This window comes from Dorea sp. AM10-31 (genome assembly GCF_003435815.1).
Lineage (GTDB): Bacteria > Bacillota > Clostridia > Lachnospirales > Lachnospiraceae > Dorea_D > Dorea_D hominis.
This window is the reverse complement of sequence record NZ_QTUV01000001.1, coordinates 289,190-312,039: the sequence shown is the minus strand read 5'-3', so window position 1 is coordinate 312,039 and position 22,850 is coordinate 289,190. Positions and strand designations below refer to the sequence as shown.

Annotated in this window: 21 protein-coding genes and 1 other annotated feature; of the genes, 15 read left to right on the top strand and 6 right to left on the bottom strand. The window is 41.2% G+C overall.

The annotated features are described in order from the left end of the window. Positions 1-44: 44 nt before the first annotated feature. On the bottom strand, positions 45-1,538 hold the full coding sequence (gene galT / locus DW125_RS01435) for a UDP-glucose--hexose-1-phosphate uridylyltransferase (protein WP_117536913.1): 1,494 nt from the start codon (positions 1,536-1,538) through the stop codon (positions 45-47). Positions 1,539-1,549: 11 nt separating this feature from the next. After that, a complete protein-coding gene (locus DW125_RS01430) occupies positions 1,550-2,719 on the bottom strand; it encodes a galactokinase (protein ID WP_021860740.1) in 1,170 nt (389 codons plus the stop codon). 134 nt (positions 2,720-2,853) lie between these two features. Here DW125_RS01430 and DW125_RS01425 point away from each other — a divergent pair, with 134 nt between their 5' ends. Then, a complete protein-coding gene (locus DW125_RS01425) occupies positions 2,854-3,726 on the top strand; it encodes a helix-turn-helix transcriptional regulator (protein WP_117536912.1) in 873 nt (290 codons plus the stop codon). A 9-nt stretch (positions 3,727-3,735) separates the two neighbouring features. Here the strand turns inward: DW125_RS01425 and DW125_RS01420 are convergent, their stop codons facing one another. From DW125_RS01420 to DW125_RS01410, 3 genes are all read right to left on the bottom strand, one after another. Further along, entirely contained in the window at positions 3,736-4,332 is a 597-nt protein-coding gene (locus DW125_RS01420; protein ID WP_021860742.1) for a TIGR04100 family radical SAM protein, read from the bottom strand. Positions 4,333-4,405: 73 nt separating this feature from the next. Beyond that, the gene (locus DW125_RS01415) at positions 4,406-4,933 is read right to left on the bottom strand and encodes a TIGR04002 family protein (protein ID WP_117536911.1); all 528 of its coding nucleotides are present in this window, start codon (positions 4,931-4,933) and stop codon (positions 4,406-4,408) included. Between the two features lie 2 nt (positions 4,934-4,935). After that, positions 4,936-5,805 carry a pyridoxamine kinase gene (locus tag DW125_RS01410; protein WP_117536910.1) on the bottom strand — a complete coding sequence of 290 codons (870 nt, stop codon included), beginning with the start codon at positions 5,803-5,805 and terminating at the stop codon, positions 4,936-4,938. A 195-nt stretch (positions 5,806-6,000) separates the two neighbouring features. Between DW125_RS01410 and DW125_RS01405 the strand changes: the two genes are divergently transcribed. From DW125_RS01405 to DW125_RS01380, 6 genes are all read left to right on the top strand, one after another. After that, positions 6,001-6,690 carry a FadR/GntR family transcriptional regulator gene (locus DW125_RS01405; protein ID WP_158549875.1) on the top strand — a complete coding sequence of 230 codons (690 nt, stop codon included), beginning with the start codon at positions 6,001-6,003 and terminating at the stop codon, positions 6,688-6,690. Positions 6,691-6,843: 153 nt separating this feature from the next. Further along, positions 6,844-7,878, top strand: coding sequence for a TRAP transporter substrate-binding protein DctP (gene dctP, locus DW125_RS01400; protein WP_117536908.1), 1,035 nt, complete (start codon positions 6,844-6,846; stop codon positions 7,876-7,878). A gap of 12 nt (positions 7,879-7,890) precedes the next feature. Continuing rightward, positions 7,891-8,415: a TRAP transporter small permease gene (locus DW125_RS01395; RefSeq protein WP_117536907.1), complete on the top strand. Its 525-nt coding sequence runs from the start codon at positions 7,891-7,893 to the stop codon at positions 8,413-8,415. Then, positions 8,412-9,722 carry a TRAP transporter large permease gene (locus tag DW125_RS01390; protein ID WP_117536906.1) on the top strand — a complete coding sequence of 437 codons (1,311 nt, stop codon included), beginning with the start codon at positions 8,412-8,414 and terminating at the stop codon, positions 9,720-9,722. Before DW125_RS01395 ends, DW125_RS01390 begins: the two co-directional genes overlap by 4 nt. Before the next feature lie 18 nt (positions 9,723-9,740). Continuing rightward, positions 9,741-11,279: an L-serine ammonia-lyase, iron-sulfur-dependent, subunit alpha gene (locus DW125_RS01385; protein ID WP_117536905.1), complete on the top strand. Its 1,539-nt coding sequence runs from the start codon at positions 9,741-9,743 to the stop codon at positions 11,277-11,279. A gap of 186 nt (positions 11,280-11,465) precedes the next feature. After that, positions 11,466-12,410, top strand: a complete 945-nt coding sequence (locus DW125_RS01380; protein WP_021860746.1) for an AEC family transporter — start codon at positions 11,466-11,468, stop codon at positions 12,408-12,410. A gap of 25 nt (positions 12,411-12,435) precedes the next feature. On the opposite strand, the gene DW125_RS01375 is transcribed toward DW125_RS01380, so the two are convergent. Then, entirely contained in the window at positions 12,436-13,059 is a 624-nt protein-coding gene (locus tag DW125_RS01375) for an Ig-like domain-containing protein (RefSeq protein ID WP_021860747.1), read from the bottom strand. Between the two features lie 144 nt (positions 13,060-13,203). Next, positions 13,204-13,474 (top strand) — a binding site (T-box leader). 81 nt (positions 13,475-13,555) lie between these two features. Here DW125_RS01375 and DW125_RS01370 point away from each other — a divergent pair. The 8 genes from DW125_RS01370 (at position 13,556) to DW125_RS01340 (ending at position 22,796) form a co-directional block, all read left to right on the top strand. Continuing rightward, positions 13,556-16,219 carry a valine--tRNA ligase gene (locus tag DW125_RS01370; protein WP_117536904.1) on the top strand — a complete coding sequence of 888 codons (2,664 nt, stop codon included), beginning with the start codon at positions 13,556-13,558 and terminating at the stop codon, positions 16,217-16,219. A 25-nt stretch (positions 16,220-16,244) separates the two neighbouring features. Further along, the gene (locus DW125_RS01365) at positions 16,245-18,455 is read left to right on the top strand and encodes an LTA synthase family protein (protein WP_117536903.1); all 2,211 of its coding nucleotides are present in this window, start codon (positions 16,245-16,247) and stop codon (positions 18,453-18,455) included. Beyond that, the gene (locus DW125_RS01360; RefSeq protein ID WP_117536902.1) at positions 18,455-19,798 is read left to right on the top strand and encodes a bifunctional folylpolyglutamate synthase/dihydrofolate synthase; all 1,344 of its coding nucleotides are present in this window, start codon (positions 18,455-18,457) and stop codon (positions 19,796-19,798) included. The genes DW125_RS01365 and DW125_RS01360 overlap by 1 nt, the downstream gene beginning before the upstream one ends. Next, positions 19,782-19,916: a hypothetical protein gene (locus tag DW125_RS14330; RefSeq protein WP_021860751.1), complete on the top strand. Its 135-nt coding sequence runs from the start codon at positions 19,782-19,784 to the stop codon at positions 19,914-19,916. Before DW125_RS01360 ends, DW125_RS14330 begins: the two co-directional genes overlap by 17 nt. Before the next feature lie 10 nt (positions 19,917-19,926). Continuing rightward, entirely contained in the window at positions 19,927-21,252 is a 1,326-nt protein-coding gene (locus DW125_RS01355; RefSeq protein WP_117536901.1) for a tetratricopeptide repeat protein, read from the top strand. Between the two features lie 84 nt (positions 21,253-21,336). Then, on the top strand, positions 21,337-21,648 hold the full coding sequence (gene spoIIAA, locus DW125_RS01350; protein WP_021860753.1) for an anti-sigma F factor antagonist: 312 nt from the start codon (positions 21,337-21,339) through the stop codon (positions 21,646-21,648). Further along, the gene (gene spoIIAB, locus DW125_RS01345; protein ID WP_117536900.1) at positions 21,649-22,104 is read left to right on the top strand and encodes an anti-sigma F factor; all 456 of its coding nucleotides are present in this window, start codon (positions 21,649-21,651) and stop codon (positions 22,102-22,104) included. It begins immediately after the preceding gene. Next, positions 22,083-22,796, top strand: a complete 714-nt coding sequence (locus DW125_RS01340) for a SigF/SigG family RNA polymerase sporulation sigma factor (RefSeq protein ID WP_021860755.1) — start codon at positions 22,083-22,085, stop codon at positions 22,794-22,796. The genes spoIIAB and DW125_RS01340 overlap by 22 nt, the downstream gene beginning before the upstream one ends. Positions 22,797-22,850 lie beyond the last annotated feature (54 nt).

Genomic DNA, 22,850 nt, shown 5'->3' with positions numbered 1-22,850 from the left:
CCTAACCTAAAGGATTTTATAATGGTCAGGGAAGGCATTTTTTCTTACAGCGTGTGAATAAATTTCAGAAAATCAGCACGTCCCTGTTCGGTGCATTTATATACACCGGCATCTTCCAGTACGTGTGTGAAGACGTTGCCAACCTCTTTCTGAAGGATTTCCATAACATTTTCTTTTGTAATATTGTCGTAAGTCGGAAGAAATTCTTCTACCCAGTCTGCATGCTTTTCGATTTTTTTGTTTGAACGGATATCTTTGCCATTTACAATGTAATCGGCAAGAAGTTCCAGTTCTTCTTTCAGACGGGATGGAAGTACGGCAAGTCCCATAACTTCGATCAGTCCGATATTTTCCTTCTTAATATGATGATACTGTGCATGCGGGTGATAAACACCTAACGGATGTTCGTCGGTCGTAATGTTGTTGCGAAGTGTCAGATCCAGCTCATAAGTATCACCGTTTTTTCTGGCAATCGGTGTAATCGTGTTGTGCGGTTCACCGTTTGTTTCAGCATAAATAAATGCATCTTCATCCGTATAAGATCTCCAGCAGTTTAATACATGTTCCGCAAGATCGATCAGGCGTGATGTGTCTTTGCTGCGGATGCGAAGTACGGATAATGGCCATTTTACAATACCGGCTTCCACATCTTCATATCCCGGAATCGTTACCGGAAGTTCGATTTTTGCTTTCGCCATGGCGAATGTATAGTGTCCGCCCTGAAAATGATCGTGGCTTAAGATAGAGCCACCGACAATCGGAAGATCGGCATTGGAACCAAGGAAATAATGTGGAAATAATTTGATAAAATCAAATAATTTGGTAAATGCAGCACGGTCGATCTTCATTGGCACATGTTCACCATTAAAGACGATGCAGTGCTCATTATAGTATACATATGGGGAATACTGGAATCCCCAGTTACTCTGATTGATCGTAATCGGAATAATACGGTGGTTTTCTCTCGCCGGATGATTGACTCTTCCGGCGTAACCTTCATTTTCCATGCAAAGCTGACATTTCGGGTAGCTGCTTGCGGCAGCATTTCTTGCGGCAGCGATTGCTTTTGGATCTTTCTCCGGTTTGGATAAATTGATTGTAATGTCAATTTCACCGTATGGAGAATCGACTTTCCACTTCAGGTCTTTTGCTACGCGGTAGCGGCGGATGTAATCACTGTCCTGACTGAATTTATAATAATAGTCCGTTGCTTTTTCTGGGGAAATAGCATATTTTTCCCAGAAAGCTGCCTGTACCTGTGCGGGTCTTGGAAGCAGACAGTTCATAAGCTTTGTGTCGAAGAGATCGCGGTAAACAACATTGTCTTCAATGATTCCACGTTCTACGGCAATATTTAAAAGGTTTGCAAGGATTGTTTCAAGATCCGGAGAGCCATAAGCCACAGCTTCCGGCTCTTCGTAGTTATCTTCGTGAAAAAGATCTAACAGAAGATTTGTTGTATAGATCCGTTCACATTCCGGTGTCAGTCCGGTTCTGATTCCATAGTCTACTAAATGTCTGATATTTTCATATAACATCTGAATTCCTCCTAGCTCAGACGGTGTGCGCCATCGCCAACTTCTACAACATAGAACTCAGCAGTGTTTCCGGTCTGCTCTTTATATCCGTTACCAACTTTTTCGATAAATGTATCAACCGCATCGTTTTTTACAATGCTGACAGTACATCCGCCGAATCCGCCTCCTGTGATACGGGAACCGATAACGCCCGGGATTTCCCATGCAAGGTCTACGAGAATATCGATTTCTTCGCAGGATACTTCGTAATCATTTTTTAGAGAAATGTGGGATTCGTTCATCAATTTACCAAATTCTTCAATATTGTTTGCTTTCAATGCAGCGACTGCACGGATGGTTCGCTGGTTTTCGTATACAGCATGTTTTGCACGGAGCTGTCTTACAGGATCTTTGATTGTATCTTTGTGTGCTTCGAACTCTGCTTCCGTAAGATCGCCGAGAGTAACGATCGGCATTTCGGATTTCAGTTCTTCCAGAGCAGTTTCACATTCACTTCTGCGGTCATTGTATGCAGAATCTACAAGACTGTGTTTTACTTTACTGTTTGTGATAACGATTTTTGCATCTGGGAGTACAACCGGTGCATATTCGTATTCCAGAGTATTTGTGTCAAGGAAAATCGCATTGTCTTTTTTACCCATGGCACTTGCAAACTGATCCATGATTCCACAGTTGCAACCATTGAAGTTATTTTCAGAATACTGTCCGATCTGTGCAATCTCCGGCATCGTAATCTCATCAAATCCAAACATATCTTTTAACACAATACCTGTCAGTACTTCCAGGGAAGCAGAAGAGGACAGTCCGGAACCGTTTGGAATATCACCGTAAATAGCAATGTCCATTCCCTGCGGAAGTTTGTAGCCGCGTTTCTCGAATGTCCACATCACTCCCTTTGGATAGTTTGTCCAGTCTGCTTTTTCATCTGGTACAAGGTCATCAAGACTTGTCTCAATCACACCAAGGGAAGCGAAGTTTTCAGAATAGAAGCGGAGAACACGGTCGTCTCTTTTTCTTGCTACCGCATAAGTTCCAAGTGTTAATGCACATGGAAATACGTGTCCGCCATTATAATCTGTATGTTCTCCGATCAAGTTTACGCGTCCAGGTGCGAAATACGTGCGGATATCTCCGTCGGCACCGAAAAGATTCTGAAAAGTTTCCATTAATTTCTCTGTCATTTTTTATTCTCCATTCTTTTTTATTTTATAGTTGCGATAAATGCTTTGTTGAACTATGATAATAATAATGAGATAAATAAACACTCGCAATAAGAATAATAGACAATACTATAAGAATATTGAGGAAGTGGAAAATGCAGATTAATATTGAAGAGAATCAGAAAGAAATCAAGGAACATGGCAGTTACAGTTTCCCGTTAAATGTAGCTGTGGAGCATATTGAGTCCTATGAACAGGGTGCATTTTTGTGGCACTGGCACCCGGAGATCGAGATTACGAAGATCGTATCCGGAGAGATGGAATACCACATTAATGAAAAGATATATAATCTGGAAGAGGGCGAAGGTATGTTTGGAAACAGCCGGACGCTGCATGCCGGATACCGGCGTGACCGGAAGGAATGTACATATTTATCCATTACCTTTCATCCGCGTCTGGTTTATGGATATGAGGGAAGTGTTTTTCACAGTAAATATGTGGAGCCATTGGTTGATGACAGCAGTTTTGCAGCGCTTAAGCTGGAAAAAGATATAGAGTGGCATCAGGACATTTTGCGGCGGATGGTTAAGATCCAGAAACTTATGGATGAACAGCCGGAAGATTATGAGATGCAGATCCAGCAGGAAGTCCTTAGGATCTGGGATTATCTGTACCGGGAATACAGAAAAAGACCGCATGCAAAAGCGGAGAGCGCAGTGCATCTGGAACGTCTCAGGAAAATGCTTTCTTACATGGAACAGAATTACAGCCGTGACATCAATCTGGATGATATAGCAGCACATGTGAATATTTGTAAAAGTGAATGTTGTAGATTTTTTAAGAAACATATGGATATGACCATTCTGGAATATCTGATGTCTCTTCGGATACAGAAAAGTATTCCACTTCTGAAAAAAGGAAAGAGCGTTGCAGAGACAGCCGGACTGGTTGGATTTGCCAGCCCGGCGTATTTTGGCCAGATTTTCAAGCGGTACATGCACTGTACGCCGAAGTCTATACAGAAGTAATAACAAGATTTAAGCAAATTTACGGATTTTCAGCGGCACACCAAGGTCAGCGGTCAGCTTCTTACAGGCTTCAATCTGATCTTCCGGGAGAACATCTACAATGGATAATCTTACCGACGGGATCACTTTATGGGCTTCCTGTGCAAAGGAAAGCATAGCTTCAAAAGCTCCTTCGAAACGAGGTCTTGTGACAGCATTGTATTTTTCGGCATCCGGTGCATTCAGACTGATGGAAAGTGCATCGACAACCGGGGCAAGTTCCGGAACAATATCTCGTCCGTGCTGAAGATTGCCAAGTCCGTTTGTATTAATGCGGATTTTTACACCGTATTTTTCTTTGGCATATTTTGCGGATGCCAGAAGGATGTCGAGCGCACAGGTCGGTTCTCCATAACCGCAGTAAACAAGCTCATCATAACCGGTAAAATCAAAAGCATCCATGGCAGCTTTAATCTCTTCCAGTGTCGGATCTTTTTTGTGCCAGAGGGTCTCGGCATCACCGACACCGTCTTCGTGACTTCGGATGCAGAAGGTGCATCTGCAGTTGCATTGATTTGTAATGTTTGCGTATACCTGGTTTTTGTATGTGTATAAAATGTCAGCCATTTTTTGTTCTCCTATCTTAAAGTATTTCATTAGAAAGCTGTCTGCGGCAGCTCAAGCAGATAATATTTTAGATTTACTGATATAAAATCAATTCTGCTTTATTTTTGATATGTGCTTTATCCATTGCACATGCAAGTACAAGGAAAATCACAGCACTTCCACCGGACTGTACAGCGCTTCCTGCAAAAGAAACGATGACAGATATCCAGGAACCAAAGAGGATTCCTTGGGCAAGATAATAACCGGTTGCGGAAATAAGAGCGGCGAGGAAAGGTGCAATGATATTACGTCCGTTCAGCATGCGACCGTTTTTGCTTGTAAATGGTAATGTGATCAGCATCTTGATTATAATCGTTGCCGGCGCCCACATTGGTGCAGTCAGAAGGTCTGCAAGTCCTCCGCCGATCGCAGCGGCAGCCATCGCATATGGTCTTGGCAGGATCACAGCTGCGACATAGATCAGGGCATCACCGAAGTGGATATATCCACCGTTTGCACCGTAAGGTATATGACAGATATATGCAGTCATCAAGGTGATGATTGCTGCGAATAATCCGGTGACAGTCAATAAAGTAACTGGTTTTTGCTGTTTCTCATTCATTATTAAATCTCCTTTTTTAATCCGGCAGTAAGCATTGCCAGATATTGCTCATAATTTACACCATCATTAGCCGGAATATGTTCCCTGACAGAGTCAGTAAGTGCGGCTTCCAGAAATGTACCGGCGAGTTTAATGGTGGCTGGTACGTCATATCCCCTTGCAATCCCTGCGCTTAAGCAGGAAGCAAAAAGATCTCCGGTTCCGGAATAACTGCCACCGATATATGGAAAAGCGACAAGTGTCTGCACTTCTTTTGTAACATAGAGGTTTCCCATTTTGCGAGTTCCGTCATTATCAGAAAAACGGATTCCGGTTACAATAACTTTAGAAGGTCCGGCTTCACAAAGACTCTGTGCCAGCTTCACGATTTCTTTCATCATAGATTCTGCATCGGAAATGGCAACCAGTTCATGATAAGAAGCATCCGTGAGTAATGTCAGCTCTGTCAGATTTGGTGTGATAATGTCAGCGGTCATGGCAAGTTTTTTCATTTTGCGCAACAGTTCGGGAGTGAACATTGCGTAGGTGTGCCCATCGTCCCCCATAACCGGATCGACTAATAAGAATGTGTCCGGTGTGTCAAATGTTTCTACGAAATGAAAAATCTGGTCAATTTGCTGCTCGCTTGCTACGAATCCGGTGTAAATACCGTCAAAAGTCTGCCCCATCTTTTTCCATTCGCTTCGAAAATACTCCATCTTCTCTGTATAATCATCACAATAATAACTCGGATATCCGGTCTGAGCGGATAACACTGCTGTCGGCAGCGGACAGGGCTGCACTCCCATAGCGGCAATGACAGAGATTGCTGCAGTAAGAGAACACCTGCCGAATCCGGATAAATCATTGATTACGGCAATTTTTTTTGTCATAGTGTAACTTCCCTTCATCAAAACTACACTTATCTTAGCACTAAAGTGGTGTGTTTGAAAAAGCCAGATATAACAAAACTAAGCAAGCCAGTTAAAGGAGATAAAAATAGGTGGGTTTCAAGTATAAAATGTGATAAGATAAATACAAATTGAAAAAGTATATCTTAATATTAGAGAAAGATGGGGAATGAATTTATGATTACGCCAATTCAGAAGAATAAAGTATACGAAGATATATCAACACAGATAAAAAAACAGATTGAAGACGGGACCTGGAAAGAGGGAGAACGTATTCAAGGGGAAATAGAACTGGCAAAAGAATTCCAGGTTGGCAGAAGTTCCATAAGAGAGGCAATAAAATCTTTGCAGGTGTTAGGAATCCTGGAGGCGCGGACCGGACAGGGAACTTATATTGCACCGAATGCGTTACAGAGAATCAATGATAATCGTCTGATGGAAATGATGAGCAATGAACATTATTATGATGAGATCTTACAGTGCAGATTAATATTGGAATCTCAGGCGGCTTACCTTGCAGCAAAGCAGTGTACGGAAGAAGATATTGCATATTTACAGAAAAATTATGAAGAGATGGTAGAAGATACGTTACAGGGCCGGGATGAAGAGTCTGAAAAAAAAGGACATGAATTTCATGCTTACATTGTGAAGATGCTTCATAATGATGTGCTGATGGCGCTATATAATTCATTGGTGCAGATGGTTTTGGAGGAAAGAGAAGAGTTTGAAAAGGACTCGGAGCTTGAAGAGGTGTTATCATACCATCGTGAACATGGTGAGGTGATTCAGGCATTAAAAGATCATGATGCCGAGCGAGCTCGAAAGATTGTGGAATATCATTTAACTAGAAAAATGAGAAATAAATAGAATAAAAACATGAGTTGTCTAAATTGTTGCGACAACTCATGTTTTTTTGAAACAATTTCAAATAACTACTTGACTTTTGATGGATTTAATGTATATTAAATGTAAGGCTGTCAGACAACCAGACAATACAAAATAACAAGGAGGATACAAGGAATGAGAAAAAGAGTCTTGAGTGCGATTTTTGCATGCGTCTTTGCGGTTGGACTTCTTGCAGGATGTGCGAATAGTGGTCAAAATGCATCCGGCGAGACGAAAAGTGGAAAAAGAATTTGGAAATTTGCACACACAAGAGCGGAAGGCACGGATAACGATAAACTTGCCAATGAATTTGCGGATAAATTGACGAGTCAGATGGATAATTTACAGATTAATATTTATCCAAACAACCAACTGGGGGATTATACGGTTGTTCAAGAATGCGCAGGTATGGGAGAAATCCAGTTAATGTTAGGATCGATGTCGCCATCTGTTAACTCTACGTTATCTGTACAAATTGCTCCATATCTGGCAACAAGCTGGGATGAAGCAATGGCATTGTATAATTCGAATGACGGAATGGTATATCAGTATGTAAGCGGCCAGTTGAAAAAAGAAAATATCAAACTTTTAGCCGTAATTCCTAAATATTTCGGTGCAATTATGACAACAAAGCCAGCGAAAAATATTGAAACCCCAGGTGCAAAAAAAGGACTGAAAATTCGTGTTCCTCAGCAAAAAGCATTTGAAGAGTTCGGAACTGCAATTGGCTTTTCCACAACACCGTTGCCGACATCTGATACATTTACTGCGTTACAGACAGGAGTTGTAGATGGTGTGTCTGGTGGTGGTGCAGAACAGTACTGGAACGATTACGGTGAATTGTGTAAATATTTGTATTGTACAAAGACGCATATGGAATGTCACTGGATCTATATGAGTATGGATACCTGGAAAACATTGTCGGCAGAGGAAAAGCAGATTGTGCAGAAGAGTGCAAAAGAAATTGAGGATGAAGCATTTAAACTTGCTAAGAGTAATGAGAAAAAGTATATTAAGTTATTCAAAGAAAAAGGTGTAGAAGTATACGAACCGGGAAATAAAGTAATCGATGATTATCGAGATTATGTGCGGAAAAAAGTATGGCCAAAAATTGGTTCTGAATATGGTTCCGTATGGGGCAAGTTGAGTAAGAAGATTCAAAATCAATAGGAGGAAAAAGAGATGAAAGTACTTGGAGAAAAAATAGAACGCTTTCTTGACATAGTTGGAAATGTCTGTGAAGTCATTTGTTCTATATTGGCTTTATTTATGGTATTCCTCGTGACGTTACAGGTTATTTTACGATTTTTTAATATGCCTTTATTTGGAATTGAAGAATTACTGACATTTCCTACTATTTGGGTATATTTCCTTGGCGGAGCGTGTGCAGCATATACGAATTCCCATATTGAATGCGGACTTGTGAAGGCGGTTTCAAAAAATAAACATGCAGTTCAGATTACAGAAATCATTTGTAATATCGGTGCCAGTGCATTAGCAATATATGTGTTTGACTGGGCGGTACAATATTCGATACATAGTCTGGAAATCGGAAAGAAAAGTGCAGTGCTTGGAATCCCTATGCCAATCGGAGAACTGGCAATTCTTACAGGATTGACACTGATGTGTGTATATACATTAGTCGGAACTGTAAAAAATATCGTTAAATTCAAAGAAAAATGGGAAGAAGGAGGAAATAGATCATGAATGTAATGGTTGCATTTGCAATTTGTATGTGCTTGTTATTGATTCTGTTATTGATAGGTATTCCATTACCGTATTGTTTTGCCGGAGCTTTGATTTTCCTGGTAGCAACTTGTAATGTGCCTGTGAGATCTTTGTTTGTGTGGGGATATTCACAGATGATCAGTACCTCGCTTCTTGCAGTACCGATGTTTGTAATAGCAGGAAATTTAATCGCAGAAAGCGGCATGGCAGAGAAACTGGTAGGACTTGCCAGAGTATTTGTAGGAAAAATTAAAGGCGCGCTCGGAGTTATCGTTGTTGTCATTTGTGGTATCATGGGAGCTATTTCAGGAAGTGCATTCACCGGAATAGCAGCTCTTGGAGGAATTATGATTCCAGAGCTTCGAAAAGAAGGATATTCCAGAGGATTTGCGACTTCTTTGGTGACTTGTTCCTCTATTTTGGGAAGCTTAATTCCACCGAGTGTTCCTCTTATTATTTATGGTTGGGCAACAGGAACCAGTATTCTGGCAGGCTTTCTTTCAACTGTAGTACCTGGAATTTTAACAATTATAACCTTTTCTGTTTTAAATATTGTATATGCAAGAAAATATGCGAATGCTCCGGTAGTAGAAGAAACAGTAGCAGAAGAAAAGCCAAAATCAAAGAAAAAAGTAATCATTGAATCCATTCCTGCACTTATGATGCCTGTAATTATTCTTGGAGGAATTTACGGAGGTATCTTTACTGCAACGGAAGCTGCGTCTGTATGTGCGGTGCTTGCAATTTTATTAGGAATCTTTGTGTATCGCAGATTGAAAGCAAAAAATACGCTGAATATGTTACGATCTACAGCATCTTCTATAGGATCTATTTTTATGATGATCTTTTTCTGTCTGTTACTGAGTCAGGCAATGACACAGCTTCAGATTCCACAGATGCTCGTAAATGTATTCCTTGGGTTCACAGATAATAAATATGTTGTTCTGCTGATGGTAAATGTATTTCTCCTTTTTGTAGGAATGATTGTTAATGATACAACAGCAATTATGCTTTGTGCTCCGCTGTTACTTCCATTAATTAATGCATATGGAATCTCACCGGTGCATTTTGCAGCAATTATGGTTGTAAATTTATCGGCAGGATGCCTGACACCTCCATATGCAAGTGTGTTGTATTTTGGAATGAAAATCGGCCATGCGGAATTTGGAGAAATGATGAAAAATACAGCCGTATTTTTACTGATCGGATATCTGCCGATTGTGTTACTTACTACTTATATTGAACCAATTTCTATGGCATTACCAAGACTGTTTGGCCTTGTGTAAAAGAAAGAGGAGAGGAAAATGGAAACAAGTATTTTTGAAATAATAGGACCGGTTATGATCGGTCCGTCCAGCTCTCACACAGCTGGTATGGCCAGAATAGGAATGATGGCAAATCGTATTTTACAGGTGGAAGCAGCTTCTGTCAGATTGACGTTGAGTCCGAAAATGAGAACTACTTATTATGGACATCGTTCTGATGCAGCACTTTTTGGCGGAACGCTTGGAATGTCGGAAGATGATCCGGAGATTCGTGATGCAATTGCAATCGCACATGCGAACGGAGTGGAGACAAAGGTAGATTTTCTGGAAGAAGGAAAATATCCGGAAAATTCAGCCAGAGTTACAGTATATACAAAAGATGGTGAAGAATATTCCGTATTTGGAACTTCAATAGGTGGCGGAAGCATTCTTATCAGTGAAATTGACCGGGTTCCTATGCGTCTGACAGCGGATACCTGGCATGTGATAGTATGGAGTGAAACAGAGCTGGCAAAAGAGACATTTGCAGGAGCAAAAGAAGTACAGCAGGGCATTTCAGAAAAACAAGAATATGTAACGTGTGGTACGTTTCTTGAAAAACCGGATGAGAGTATGCTTGAGCTGCTTCGCGGGCAGAACATGGTGAAAAAAATAAGTCTTGCGTCACCGGTTCTTGCCTATGGATCCTCTAAAAGACATGTAGAATGGATCAGTTCTTGTGACAGCGTTTGTGAATATGCTGAAAAGGAGAATTTAACACTGGCAGAGACTGCTGTCAGATATGAATCCTTACGATCCGGATTTTCGGAAAAAGTAATTCGTGACCGAATGCATGAACAGTGGCTTTTGATGAAAGAATCTGTGAAAAAAGGACAGGAAGAGCATCAGCTGCTCTATGGACTTACCAGTGGAAAAGATGGAAAAATGCTGATGCAGGCAGTGGAGAAAGAAGAGACGATTTCAGGAGGTACGATTCCACTTGCGACAGCAATGGCTCTTGGAGTTATGGAATATAATGGCTCCATGGGATGTATTGTCGCAGCTCCAACTGCAGGTTCCTCAGGAATTGCACCTGGATGCATGACTGCATTGCAACAGGTACATCAACTTTCAGATAAACAGATTGAAGACGGGCTGTTTGTAAGTGCATTGATTGGCGTTATAATGGCTGCTTGTGATGTGTCTTTTTCAGGATCTGTCGGAGGCTGCCAGGGAGAAGTAGGAGTATCCAGTGCAATTACATCAGCAGGTATGGCCAGTATTTTCACTGAAGATAAGGAAGCAATTATGCATGCAATGGCTATTTGTATGAAGAATTTGCTGGGACTTGTGTGTGATCCGATAGCAGCACCGATTGAAGTTCCATGTATAAAGCGAAATGCAGTTGGTGTGGCAAATGCTTATATTTCTTCCGATATGGCTTTGGCAGGAGTAAGAAGCTTTATTCCGCCGGACGAGGTGATCGATGCACTGATTGATGTAGAGAAGCGCCTGCCATCAGAATTAAAGTGTGCAACAATAGGTGGACTGGCATGTACCAAAACAGCTGTGTGTACACGAAAAAAATTAACGCAGTAGATTTTTAACATAGAACCCTATAATATGAAAATGAAAAAGAGACTTACGCATGAATGATATGCTCCCCTTCTATGGAGTGTACAAACAGAGTGAAGTCTCTTTTTCGTTGTTTATAGACAAAAAATATGATAGAATATGTGAGAATTTTAACCTGATAATATTGTATAAGAAGGAATAGAAGAGAAAATGGAAAATCTGATATTTAGTTTAAATGCAACCGTCCCGATTTTTTTACTTATGATCCTGGGACTATTATTCCACAAAATCGGATGGATTGATGATGTATTTGCACAGAAAATGAACAAATTCGTATTTGTGGTTCCGCTTCCGGTTTTAGTGTTTAGTGATCTGGCCACAGTCGATTTTCACGAAGTATGGAATATGAAATTTGTATTGTTTTGTTTTCTGGCAACATTTCTCAGTATTACATTGGTATCATTTATGTCACTGGGGTTAAAAGAAAGAGCTTTGAGAGGAGAATTTATTCAGGCATCCTACAGAAGCAGTGCTGCACTTCTTGGAATTGCATTTATACAGAATATATACGGAAATGCAGGAATGGCACCGGTTATGATCATTGGAAGTGTGCCGCTTTATAATATTATGGCAGTATTGGTGTTATCCATTTTTAAGCCGGGACAGAGTGGACTTGATAAGGCTGTTTTAAAAAGAACAGCAAAAGGTATTGTGACGAATCCGATTATTTTAGGAATTGTAGCAGGACTTCTCTGGTCTGCACTTGGACTTAAGATGCCACATATTATGCAGAAGACGGTAACAAATATTGGCGGTGTTGCAACGCCGATGGGGCTTATGGCAATGGGAGCTACTTTCGATATAAAGAAGGCATTTGCAAAAGTGAAACCGGCAGCAGTTGCGACGTTTATGAAATTAATCGGTCTTGCAGCAATCTTTCTTCCAATTGCGATTACATTGGGGTTCCGAAGAGAAGAACTGGTGGCGATACTGGTAATGCTGGGATCAGCGACAACCGTAAGCTGTTTTGTGATGGCGAAAAATATGGGACATGAGGGCGTTCTTAGTTCCAGCGTTGTAATGCTTACCACCCTGTTCAGCGCATTCACACTGACAGGATGGCTGTACATATTAAAAAGCATGAACTTTATATAGTTCATGCTTTTCAAAACTTTTGATACTAATGACAAACTTTGCAAGGCCTTTTCTTTGGACATGAGGCGAGTGATCCTGATTTTACAACACGAGAGCGGCTAAGCGTAGGGCAGCTTCTGGTGCTGTGGTAGACTTGTCCGGAAGGAGTCCAATATACGGTTCCAGAAGTCTTTTTCGGTTTTGGTTTTCTCTTTTTAGTAATGATCCGTACTTTGCACGTAGCTTTTTTTCCGGATTTTAAGGTGACAGTTATTTTAACTTTTCCGTTTTTCTTTGCTTTGATTTTCCCGGTTTGTGTGACAGATGCCAGTTTTTTATTGCTAGATTTCCATTTTTTTACAGAATCTCCTCTTCCATAGGAAACTTTAAGCTTTTTTGATTTTCCCTTATAAAGCGTTAGCGATTTTGGTGCTATTTTAGCATATGCTTTTATTTTTGGAGTTGTTTTGGTTTGAATGCTGTCGCAATACCAACAAAAGCGTTCTTTTGTACCGGTTCTAAATACAGTTGCTTCTTTTACTACCTCCCATTCAGACCAGTCGTGTGTGCAGACATCAGCATCTGAATCAGCGGCCTGTGCCGGTAATGGCATAGGAAGCAGAACTGTCAGCAATAAAGCGACTAACAGTGTGGTAAATTTCTTTTTCATGATTTCTTCCCTCTTTCTATCGATTATGATAACTTTATTATAAGAAGTAAAAAAGTGCAAGTCAAACCTTAAGGATTTCTGAAATCTGTGTAAAATCCTTGACAAAAACAGAATCGATAGATATGATGTTTAGTGAGTTTATACGTAAAGGCGTTGAAGAAGAGGAGTATGTATCATTCCCTGTCAGAGAGAACTGTCCGCAGGCTGGAAGGCAGTTTCAGAATCAGAAGATACAGAAGGTAGCTTTGGATGCCGGATATCTGAAATGACAGATTACGAACTGGTCAGCAGATTTAGAGATCAGAGGAACAAGTAGGATATCCCGGAGTCATTCCCGTTAAAGAATAAGATGAGAGATATGGAAGAGTTTCTTCTATATAATAAAGGTGGTACCGCGGTTACAGTCGCCCTTTACGTGTGTAAAGGGCGTTTTTAATTGTCCAAATGTGACCAAAGTGTGAAATAAGAACTTATGAGGAATTATGAGGAGGAAACAATGAGTCAGAACTTAGAGACCACATACAATCCAAAAGAGATTGAATCAAAATTATATGAAAAATGGTGTGAAAACCAGTATTTTCATGCAGAAGTAGACAGAAGTAAGAAACCATTTACAACAGTAATGCCACCACCGAATATTACCGGTAAGCTGCATATGGGACATGCTTTAGACAATACACTGCAGGACATTCTGATCCGTTATAAGAGAATGCAGGGGTATAATGCTCTGTGGATTCCGGGAACAGATCATGCAGCAATCTCTACAGAAGTAAAAGTTACCAATCAGTTAAAAGAAGAAGGAATTGATAAAAAAGAACTTGGAAGAGAGAAATTCTTAGAGAGAACATGGCAGTGGAAAGAAGAGTATGCCGGAACAATCGAAGGACAGTTAAAGAAACTTGGTGTTTCCTGTGACTGGGACAGAGAGCGATTTACAATGGATGAGGGCTGCTCCAAGGCTGTAGAGCAGGTATTTATCAGCCTGCATGAGAAAGGATTTATTTACAAAGGATCCCGTATCATTAACTGGTGTCCGGTATGTAAGACATCCCTTTCTGATGCGGAAGTAGAGCATGAAGAGCAGGATGGATTCTTCTGGCATATCAAATATCCGATCGTTGGAACAGATGATTTCCTTGAGATTGCGACAACACGTCCGGAGACAATGCTTGGAGATACGGCAATCGCAGTACATCCGGATGATGAGAGATACAAAGATATCGTAGGAAAAAAATGTCTTCTGCCGTTGACAGACAGAGAGATTCCGATCGTTGCAGATTATTATGTAGACAAAGAATTCGGAACAGGCGCTGTTAAGATTACACCGGCTCACGACCCGAACGACTTTGAAGTCGGAAAACGCCATAATCTGCCGGAGATCAATGTCATGAACGATGATGCGACGATCAACGAACAGTATGGTGGTAAATATGCAGGTATGGATCGTTACGAAGCAAGAAAAGCAATGGTTGCTGATCTGGAAGAGCAGGGATATCTTGTAAAGGTTGTTCCGCACTCTCATAATGTTGGAACACATGACCGTTGCCACACAACGGTTGAACCGATGGTAAAGCAGCAGTGGTTTGTGAAGATGGACGAACTCGCAAAACCGGCGATCAATGCGATCAAGACTGGCGAATTAAAATTCGTTCCGGAGCGTTTTAACAAGATTTATCTGCACTGGCTGGAAAATATCCGTGACTGGTGTATTTCTCGCCAGATCTGGTGGGGACACAGAATCCCGGCTTACTACTGTGATGATTGCGGAGAAGTTGTTGTATCTCACGGTATGCCGGAAAAATGCCCGAAATGCGGATGTACACATCTGACACAGGACGAAGATACACTGGATACATGGTTCAGTTCAGCGCTGTGGCCGTTCTCAACACTTGGATGGCCGGATCAGAGCGAAGATCTGGATTACTTCTATCCGACAGATGTGCTTGTAACAGGATATGATATTATCTTCTTCTGGGTAATCCGAATGGTATTCTCAGGATATGCACATACTGGAAAAGCGCCGTTCCATACCGTATTTATTCATGGACTGGTAAGAGATTCACAGGGACGTAAGATGAGTAAGTCTCTTGGAAATGGTATCGATCCACTGGAAATCATCGACCAGTACGGAGCAGATGCGCTGCGTATGACACTGATTACCGGTAATGCACCTGGTAACGATATGCGTTTCTATAATGAAAGAGTTGAGGCAAGCCGAAACTTTGCAAATAAAGTATGGAATGCGTCACGTTTCATTATGATGAACCTGGATGAGAAGAAATTAGAAGAACCTGCAAAAGACAGCTTGCATCCGTCAGATCAGTGGATCTTATCAAAATGCAACACATTGATTAAAGATGTGACAGAAAACATGGATAAATTCGAACTCGGAATTGCATTGTCTAAGCTGTATGACTTTATCTGGGATGAGTTCTGTGACTGGTATATCGAGCTTGCAAAATATCGTATTTACCATGCAGAAGAAGATCCAAAGGGAGCAAATGACGCACTCTGGACATTAAGAAAAGTTCTGAAAGACTCTCTGAAATTACTGCATCCGTATATGCCATTCGTAACAGAAGAGATTTACGGCAAACTGATTCCGGAAGAGGAGTCACTGATGATGTCTGCATGGCCGGAATATGACGAAGCTCTGAACTTTCCGGAAGCTGAGCGCATTGTAGATCACTACAAAGAGATTGTACGTGGTATCCGTAACGTACGTGCAGAGATGAACGTTCCGAATTCAAGAAAAGCAACTGCATATGTAGTTTGCGAAGATCAGACATTATGCGATGGACTTGCATTTATGACAAATTCTGCAAAACAGATGGCTTCTGTGCTGGATCTTGTTATTCAGAAAGATAAAGCAGGAATTGCAGATGACGCAGTATCCGTAGTTGTTCCGGATGCAACTGTATACGTTCCGTTAGAAGAACTGATTGACTTCGATCAGGAAATCGAACGTCTGACCAAAGAAGAAACTCGTTTAAATAAAGAGATTGCCCGTGCACAGGGAATGTTAAATAATGAAAAATTTGTAAGCAAAGCACCGGAAGCAAAAGTTCAGGAAGAACGTGAGAAACTGGAAACTTACAAACAGATGAAAGCACAGGTATCTGAAAGATTGGAAGGACTGAAAGCAAAACAGTCCAAATAAACTAGAAGATATGTAAGGGGATATTATGAAAAAAATTCATATTAAAAAACCGGATATTAAAGGTGCAATTGACAAATTAAAGAATCTGAAAAAAGAAGACGTTATTCGCCACTTTAAGGCACGAAAGGAGCGGCGTGCGAGAATTATTGAAGCGCGCCGCAACAGTGCATTTGCAAGGAAGATGCAGCCTGTTTATAAATTTATGAATCGTTTTTCGCTGGTGTTCCATGCACTGCTTGCATGTATCATCAACTTCGCAATTGAGGCGATTTCCCGTCATTCACTCGTAGAAGCGTGGATTTATATGACGGAATCCCCTTTGGTATTTTTGTATAATGCATTTATGATATTTGTCACATTTTCCATTGTATATTTGTTCAAGCGGAGAGTGTTTGTCCGGATTATTGTCAGTATATTCTGGATGATTCTTGGTATAGCAAACGGCTATATGCTGCTAAAGCGTGTTACTCCATTTAATGCACAGGATCTGAAGATTGCATCAGACGGATTATCACTGATCAATAAGTATCTGGACGGATTTGAGATTATTTTATTTATCGTAGGAATCGCGGCGGTTGTTGTATGGATGATTTCTATGTGGAGACGTGGCGGACAGTATGATGGAAAGATTCACCACGTTCGTGCATTGATTGGAATTGTTGTATGTGCAGTGTTATATGTATTTGTTTCCAATCAGGCAGTAGACAAAAGAGTCGTATCCACATATTTCGGAAATATCGCATTTGCATATGAAGACTATGGACTTCCGTACTGCTTCATGGCAAGTGTGTTCAACACCGGAATTGATGAGCCGAGCGGCTACAGTAAGAAAACGATGGAAGAGATCGGACAGAATGGAAAACTTACGGAATCTAAGATCACAAATGCAAAGACGAAGAAGACAAAACCGAATATTTTATTTGTTCAGCTGGAATCTTATTTCGATGTAGATAATGCAGAATTTTTCAAGACATCTCAGGATGTGTGCCCGAATCTTCATAAGATGTTTAAGAAATATTCGACCGGATATTTCAAGGTACCATCGGTAGGAGCCGGAACAGCGAACACAGAGTTTGAGGTGCTGACCGGAATGAATTTACGTTATTTCGGACCGGGAGAATATCCATATAAGACAATGCTGAAGGATCATACGTGCGAGAGTGCGGCTACTGCATTAGGAAAATTAGGATACGGAACGCATGCGCTGCATAATAATGGCGGTAATTTCTACAGCCGTGCGAGAGTATTTAATAATATTGGATTTGACAGTTTTACGAGTAAGGAATTTATGAACATTTTGCAGCTTACAGAGAATGGCTGGGCGAAAGATGCCGTGCTTGTACAGCATATTATGGATGCGATGGATTCAACAAAAGAAAATGATTTCGTGTTTACAGTCAGCCTGCAGGGGCATGGTGATTACCCGACAGAGAAAGTAATCCAGAATCCGAGAATTACAGTATCGGGGATCGATGATGAGGCATTGAAGAATAAATGGGAATACTATGTAAATCAGGTTTATGAGATGGATCAGTTTGCCGGCAACCTGATTAAGGCAGTAGAGAAGAGAAAAGAACCGACCGTTGTAGTTTTCTACGGCGATCATCTTCCGACAATGGGCTTAAAAGCAGAAGACTTAAAGAGCCGGTATCTCTACAACACAAACTATGTCATCTGGGATAATATCGGACTTAAGAAACAGGACAGAAATATTCCGTCTTACCAGATCATGTCAGAAGTATTTGAACGTCTGGGAATCCATTCCGGAACATTGTTCAACTATCATCAGACAAGAAGAAAGACGAAGAATTATCTGTCCGACCTGGAGCTTTTACAGTACGATATCCTTTATGGCAAACAGTATGTTTACAATGGCAAGAAACCGATCACAGAAGGACATATGAAGATGGGAATCCGCAATGTAACAGTGAAAAATGTTGTACCGCATCTCGATGAAGGTTACAGTCTGTATGGCGAAAACTTTACTAAATCCAGCAAAGTGTATGTAAATGATGAAAAACAGGATTCTACTTTCTTAAATAATACAAGGATTGATCTGGATGATACCGAGCTTAAGAATGGAGATAAGATTTCTGTTGTACAGATGGGATCTAGCGATACGGTATTCAGAAAGTCAGATGAATATATTTATAAGGATGGAAAACTGACAGTACAAAAAGGAACAGGAACCGATACAACCACGTCCTGGGTACCACAGGCCGACGGAGATAAATAATGAAACATCAAATACCGGCTAATTATAGGGAAGCTGTCGATTATATCGAAGAGCTTCCCAAGTTTACGGAAAAACATCCGTTAAAGCATACAAAAAAATATTTGGAAAAATTACAGAATCCGGCAGAGAACTGCAAAGTCATCCATGTGGCAGGTACGAATGGAAAAGGTTCCGTATGTGCTTATCTGCAGGCTGTTTTACAGGCAGAAGGAAAAAAAACAGGTTTTTTCACATCGCCACATCTGATCAAGATCAATGAACGAATACAGATTGACAGAGAAGAGATTTCCGATGATACATTTTATGATGTATTCTGTGAAGCGTATCATGTAGCACAGGAAATGGAGCAGGAAGGTGAAGGACATCCTTCTTATTTTGAATTCCTGTTTGGCATGGGAATGAAAGCCTTTGAAAAGGCAGGCGTAGAATATATCATTTTGGAAACAGGACTCGGTGGCAGGCTGGATGCGACCAATGCTGTGGAAAGTCCGGTTCTTACAGTCATCACATCCATCAGTCTGGATCATACAGCGATTCTGGGTGATACAATTGAGAAAATTGCTTTTGAAAAAGCAGGGATTATCAAGGAAGGAGTTCCGGTTATTTTTGACGGAAGCCGGGCAGAGGCGACGGAAGTGATACGGCGCCAGGCGGAGAAAATGCACGCACCTTGCAGAGAAATCTCGAAAAATGCGTTCGAAATCCGTGAAGTTACGAGAAACCATATTGCATTTTCAAGGCGAAATGCTTATGATAAAGATGTTATCTGGCAGGTTCCAATCTGCGGATGTTATCAGGTAATGAATGCGCAGATTGCGCTGGAAGCACTGGAATGTCTGTTAGGAAACTGTGAGAGCGAACCGGACAGGAGGAAGAAGTGGGTTGATGCCGTCGCATCCATTCACTGGGAAGGGCGTATGGAAGAAGCAGCGGAGCATGTGCTTGTAGACGGAGCGCATAATCCGGGTGCGATCGAAGCGTTTATGGAGAGTATACACCTTTTGTATCCGGAACCGGAACCATTGCCGATAGTAGTATTTTCTGCTGTGGCGGACAAAGACTACGAGTGGATGATTGCATATCTGTGCAGGTATCTGCCGGCAAAGTTATATATTGTAACAGAGATCCCTGACAAACGGAGAGTGTCAGCCGAAGAACTTAAGAAAGTATTTGAAAGATATACGGTCTGTGAAGTTGTGGCTAAAAGCGATATAGGGGATGCCCTTAAGGAAGCTTATGACAGACGGGGAGAGAGTGAGATTTACTGTCTCGGATCTTTGTATCTTGTGGGAGCTATAAAAGAACGAATAGCAGGAGGTAACAATCATGCTGAATTACGATGAAGAAGTGAAGAAGTTTCAGCCGAGTCTGGAAGTAGAAGATATCGAGGGCGCGGTGTATCAGGAAGACTTAAGTGATATGACAGACATTATACGAGAGATGATGGAACAGACGAAATAAAGGGGATTATATGGATTATTCAACGAAACTCGTGTACCAGTCCAACTACTGGTATAATGATGGTCTGAAGCGTGCGAATATCCGGGATCTGTCCGGAGCAATTCTATCGCTCAGACGTAGTTTACAATATAATAATGCGAATGTAGCAGCCAGAAACCTTCTCGGTCTTGTTTATTATGGCAGAGGAGAAGTGGTAGAAGCACTTGTAGAATGGATTCTCAGTAAGAATTTCCAATCCAAAGATAATATTGCCAATTATTTTATTAAAAAGGTACAGGAAGTTCCGGGAGAGCTGGAGCAGGTGAACCAAGCAGTCAAAAAATATAACCAGAGTATTGAATATGCCAGACAGGGTGGCGATGATATTGCGATCATGCAGCTTAAGAAAGCAGTTGCCGCGCATCCGGGTTATGTAAAAGCACGCCAGCTTCTGGCACTTCTGTATCTGAAGAATGAACAGTATTCTATGGCGAGACAGGAGATCCGTGCAGCGCACAGGCTAGATACGACAGATCCGGTGACACTTCGATATATGCATGAACTGAATCAGATCCGAAAGAGCAGAACTGTCAGAATAAAAGATAAGAAAAAAGAAGATTTTGTTTCTTACAATCTGGGAAATGAGACGATCATTCAGCCGGCATCCGGTAATTTTAAAGAAAATCTGGGGCTGCATACAGTTCTGAATATTTTGATCGGACTTGCAGTCGGTGTTGCGGTTATGTGGTTTCTGATCCTTCCGGCGGTATCTAATTCAAGACAGAAGACTGTCAACAAACAGACGGCTTCGTTCAGTGACCAGATCGCAACGCAGGATGCACAGATTAGTGCACTTAAGAAAGAACTGGAAACTTACCGCTCTTCCGATAAGAAGAATAAAAAATCAAAAGCAACCGCAGCTACAACACAGGAAAGCTATGAGGCGGTGATGAACATTGCTGATCATTACAAAGCCGGTGATATGAGTAATGCGGATATGCTGGCAGAGCTTCTGAAAGTAAATAAGAGCACACTTGGCACACAGGGAAAGAAACAATTTGAGCAGATTACATCATCACTTTATCCGACAATGTGCCAGAAATTGTTTGCTACTGCGACAGCAAATTATGATGTAGCAAATTATGATACCGCGATCAGTAATCTGGATCAGATCATGCAGATGGACCAGGGTTACAATGATGGAAAAGCAATGCTCCTTCTTGCACAATGCTATGAAAAACAGAATAAGACAGACAAGGCTAATACATACTATCAGAAGATTGTCGATAAGTACAGCGGAAAAGAAGCGGCTACAACAGCACAAGAGGCATTGAATAAACAGAATAAACAAAACTAAATAAATATATGAATGTAATTACGAAAGAAAAGGATATGCGAAGAAGCATGTCCTTTTTCTTTACTCAAAAAAGGAGGACACACAATGAAATATGAAGTGCAGGAGAACTGTCTTACTATTTTTCTCCCCGGAGAACTGGATCATCACAATGCAGAAGAAATCCGGAAACGTTCCGATTATCTGATCGACCAGAATCATATTCGGTATGTGATCTTTGATTTTACGGATACGACATTTATGGACAGCTCCGGAATCGGTGTCATTATGGGAAGATATAAACGAATTTATATGCTGGGAGGAGAGGTGTGTGCCGTGCATACAAGTGAAAGAATGAAAAAAATACTGACAATGTCAGGAGTAACCAGGATCATGCAGATTTATGAGGAGGACAGGTAGATGGAAAATACGAATGAAATGGAACTTATTTTTGACAGCCGCTCGGCAAATGAATCTTTTGCCAGAGTAACTGTTGCATCCTTTATGACGTCACTGAATCCGACACTGGAAGAAGTGTCGGATGTGAAAACGGCAGTTTCAGAAGCTGTGACAAATGCCATTATACATGGATATGAAAATGAAGTACATAACATCCGCATCCACTGTAAAACAGAAGGACAGACTTTATATGTAGAAATCTCTGATCAGGGAAAAGGAATTGAAGATGTAAAGCAGGCAATGGAACCGCTCTTTACAACAAGACCGGAACTGGATCGGTCGGGAATGGGATTTTCCTTTATGGAAGCATTTATGGATCTTTTGGAAGTGGAGTCGGAAGTCGGGAAAGGAACGACGGTAAAGATGGCAAAAACTATTGGTAAAGGACGTAAATTATGGATCACACAATCGCTTTGATCAGAAAATCACATGCGGGCAACCGTACGGCAAGAGCGCAGCTTGTGGAAGAAAATACAGGACTTGTCTGGTGTATTGTGAAACGGTATTTTAACCGGGGTGTGGAAGCAGAAGATTTGTTCCAGATCGGAACGATCGGGCTTTTGAAAGCGATTGACAAATTCGATCTGAAATATGAAGTGAAATTTTCAACTTATGCAGTCCCGATGATCGTCGGTGAAATCAAACGCTTTCTGCGGGACGATGGAATGATCAAAGTGAGCAGATCGCTGAAAGAATTGGCATACCGCGGGTATCTCTGCCAGGAAGCACTTGGTAAAAAACTGGGACGCGAGCCATGTATTACAGAAGTTGCTGCAGAGATGCAGGTAGAACCGGAAGAACTGGTACAGGCGTTTGAAGCGACCGGAGAATTGGAATCTCTGCATAAACCAATCTACAGAAAAGACGGACAGGAGCTGACACTGGCAGATAAACTGGCAAGTCCGGCAGAAGAGACGGAAGAAGTGCTGAATCACATGTTTTTGAAAGAATTGCTGGCAAGTCTTAATAAAGAAGAACGAAGACTGATCTATCTGAGATATTTTGCAGAACGTACACAGTCTCAGGTGGGAGAAGAACTTGGTATTTCGCAGGTACAGGTATCCCGGATGGAGAAAAAAATATTAAAAAGTATGCGGGAACAGATCTGACAGGCATATCCATGAATATTTTTTCTGGAACCATCCATACTAATCACAGAAAGA

Excerpts from the sequence above, each read along its gene's own strand:
- galT (WP_117536913.1), bottom strand. The coding sequence starts at position 1,538 with ATGTTATATGAAAATATCAGACATTTAGTAGACTATGGAATCAGAACC.
- DW125_RS01430 (WP_021860740.1), bottom strand. The coding sequence starts at position 2,719 with ATGACAGAGAAATTAATGGAAACTTTTCAGAATCTTTTCGGTGCCGAC.
- DW125_RS01425 (WP_117536912.1), top strand. The coding sequence starts at position 2,854 with ATGCAGATTAATATTGAAGAGAATCAGAAAGAAATCAAGGAACATGGC.
- DW125_RS01420 (WP_021860742.1), bottom strand. The coding sequence starts at position 4,332 with ATGGCTGACATTTTATACACATACAAAAACCAGGTATACGCAAACATT.
- DW125_RS01415 (WP_117536911.1), bottom strand. The coding sequence starts at position 4,933 with ATGAATGAGAAACAGCAAAAACCAGTTACTTTATTGACTGTCACCGGA.
- DW125_RS01410 (WP_117536910.1), bottom strand. The coding sequence starts at position 5,805 with ATGACAAAAAAAATTGCCGTAATCAATGATTTATCCGGATTCGGCAGG.
- DW125_RS01405 (WP_158549875.1), top strand. The coding sequence starts at position 6,001 with ATGATTACGCCAATTCAGAAGAATAAAGTATACGAAGATATATCAACA.
- dctP (WP_117536908.1), top strand. The coding sequence starts at position 6,844 with ATGAGAAAAAGAGTCTTGAGTGCGATTTTTGCATGCGTCTTTGCGGTT.
- DW125_RS01395 (WP_117536907.1), top strand. The coding sequence starts at position 7,891 with ATGAAAGTACTTGGAGAAAAAATAGAACGCTTTCTTGACATAGTTGGA.
- DW125_RS01390 (WP_117536906.1), top strand. The coding sequence starts at position 8,412 with ATGAATGTAATGGTTGCATTTGCAATTTGTATGTGCTTGTTATTGATT.
- DW125_RS01385 (WP_117536905.1), top strand. The coding sequence starts at position 9,741 with ATGGAAACAAGTATTTTTGAAATAATAGGACCGGTTATGATCGGTCCG.
- DW125_RS01380 (WP_021860746.1), top strand. The coding sequence starts at position 11,466 with ATGGAAAATCTGATATTTAGTTTAAATGCAACCGTCCCGATTTTTTTA.
- DW125_RS01375 (WP_021860747.1), bottom strand. The coding sequence starts at position 13,059 with ATGAAAAAGAAATTTACCACACTGTTAGTCGCTTTATTGCTGACAGTT.
- DW125_RS01370 (WP_117536904.1), top strand. The coding sequence starts at position 13,556 with ATGAGTCAGAACTTAGAGACCACATACAATCCAAAAGAGATTGAATCA.
- DW125_RS01365 (WP_117536903.1), top strand. The coding sequence starts at position 16,245 with ATGAAAAAAATTCATATTAAAAAACCGGATATTAAAGGTGCAATTGAC.
- DW125_RS01360 (WP_117536902.1), top strand. The coding sequence starts at position 18,455 with ATGAAACATCAAATACCGGCTAATTATAGGGAAGCTGTCGATTATATC.
- DW125_RS14330 (WP_021860751.1), top strand. The coding sequence starts at position 19,782 with ATGCTGAATTACGATGAAGAAGTGAAGAAGTTTCAGCCGAGTCTGGAA.
- DW125_RS01355 (WP_117536901.1), top strand. The coding sequence starts at position 19,927 with ATGGATTATTCAACGAAACTCGTGTACCAGTCCAACTACTGGTATAAT.
- spoIIAA (WP_021860753.1), top strand. The coding sequence starts at position 21,337 with ATGAAATATGAAGTGCAGGAGAACTGTCTTACTATTTTTCTCCCCGGA.
- spoIIAB (WP_117536900.1), top strand. The coding sequence starts at position 21,649 with ATGGAAAATACGAATGAAATGGAACTTATTTTTGACAGCCGCTCGGCA.
- DW125_RS01340 (WP_021860755.1), top strand. The coding sequence starts at position 22,083 with ATGGATCACACAATCGCTTTGATCAGAAAATCACATGCGGGCAACCGT.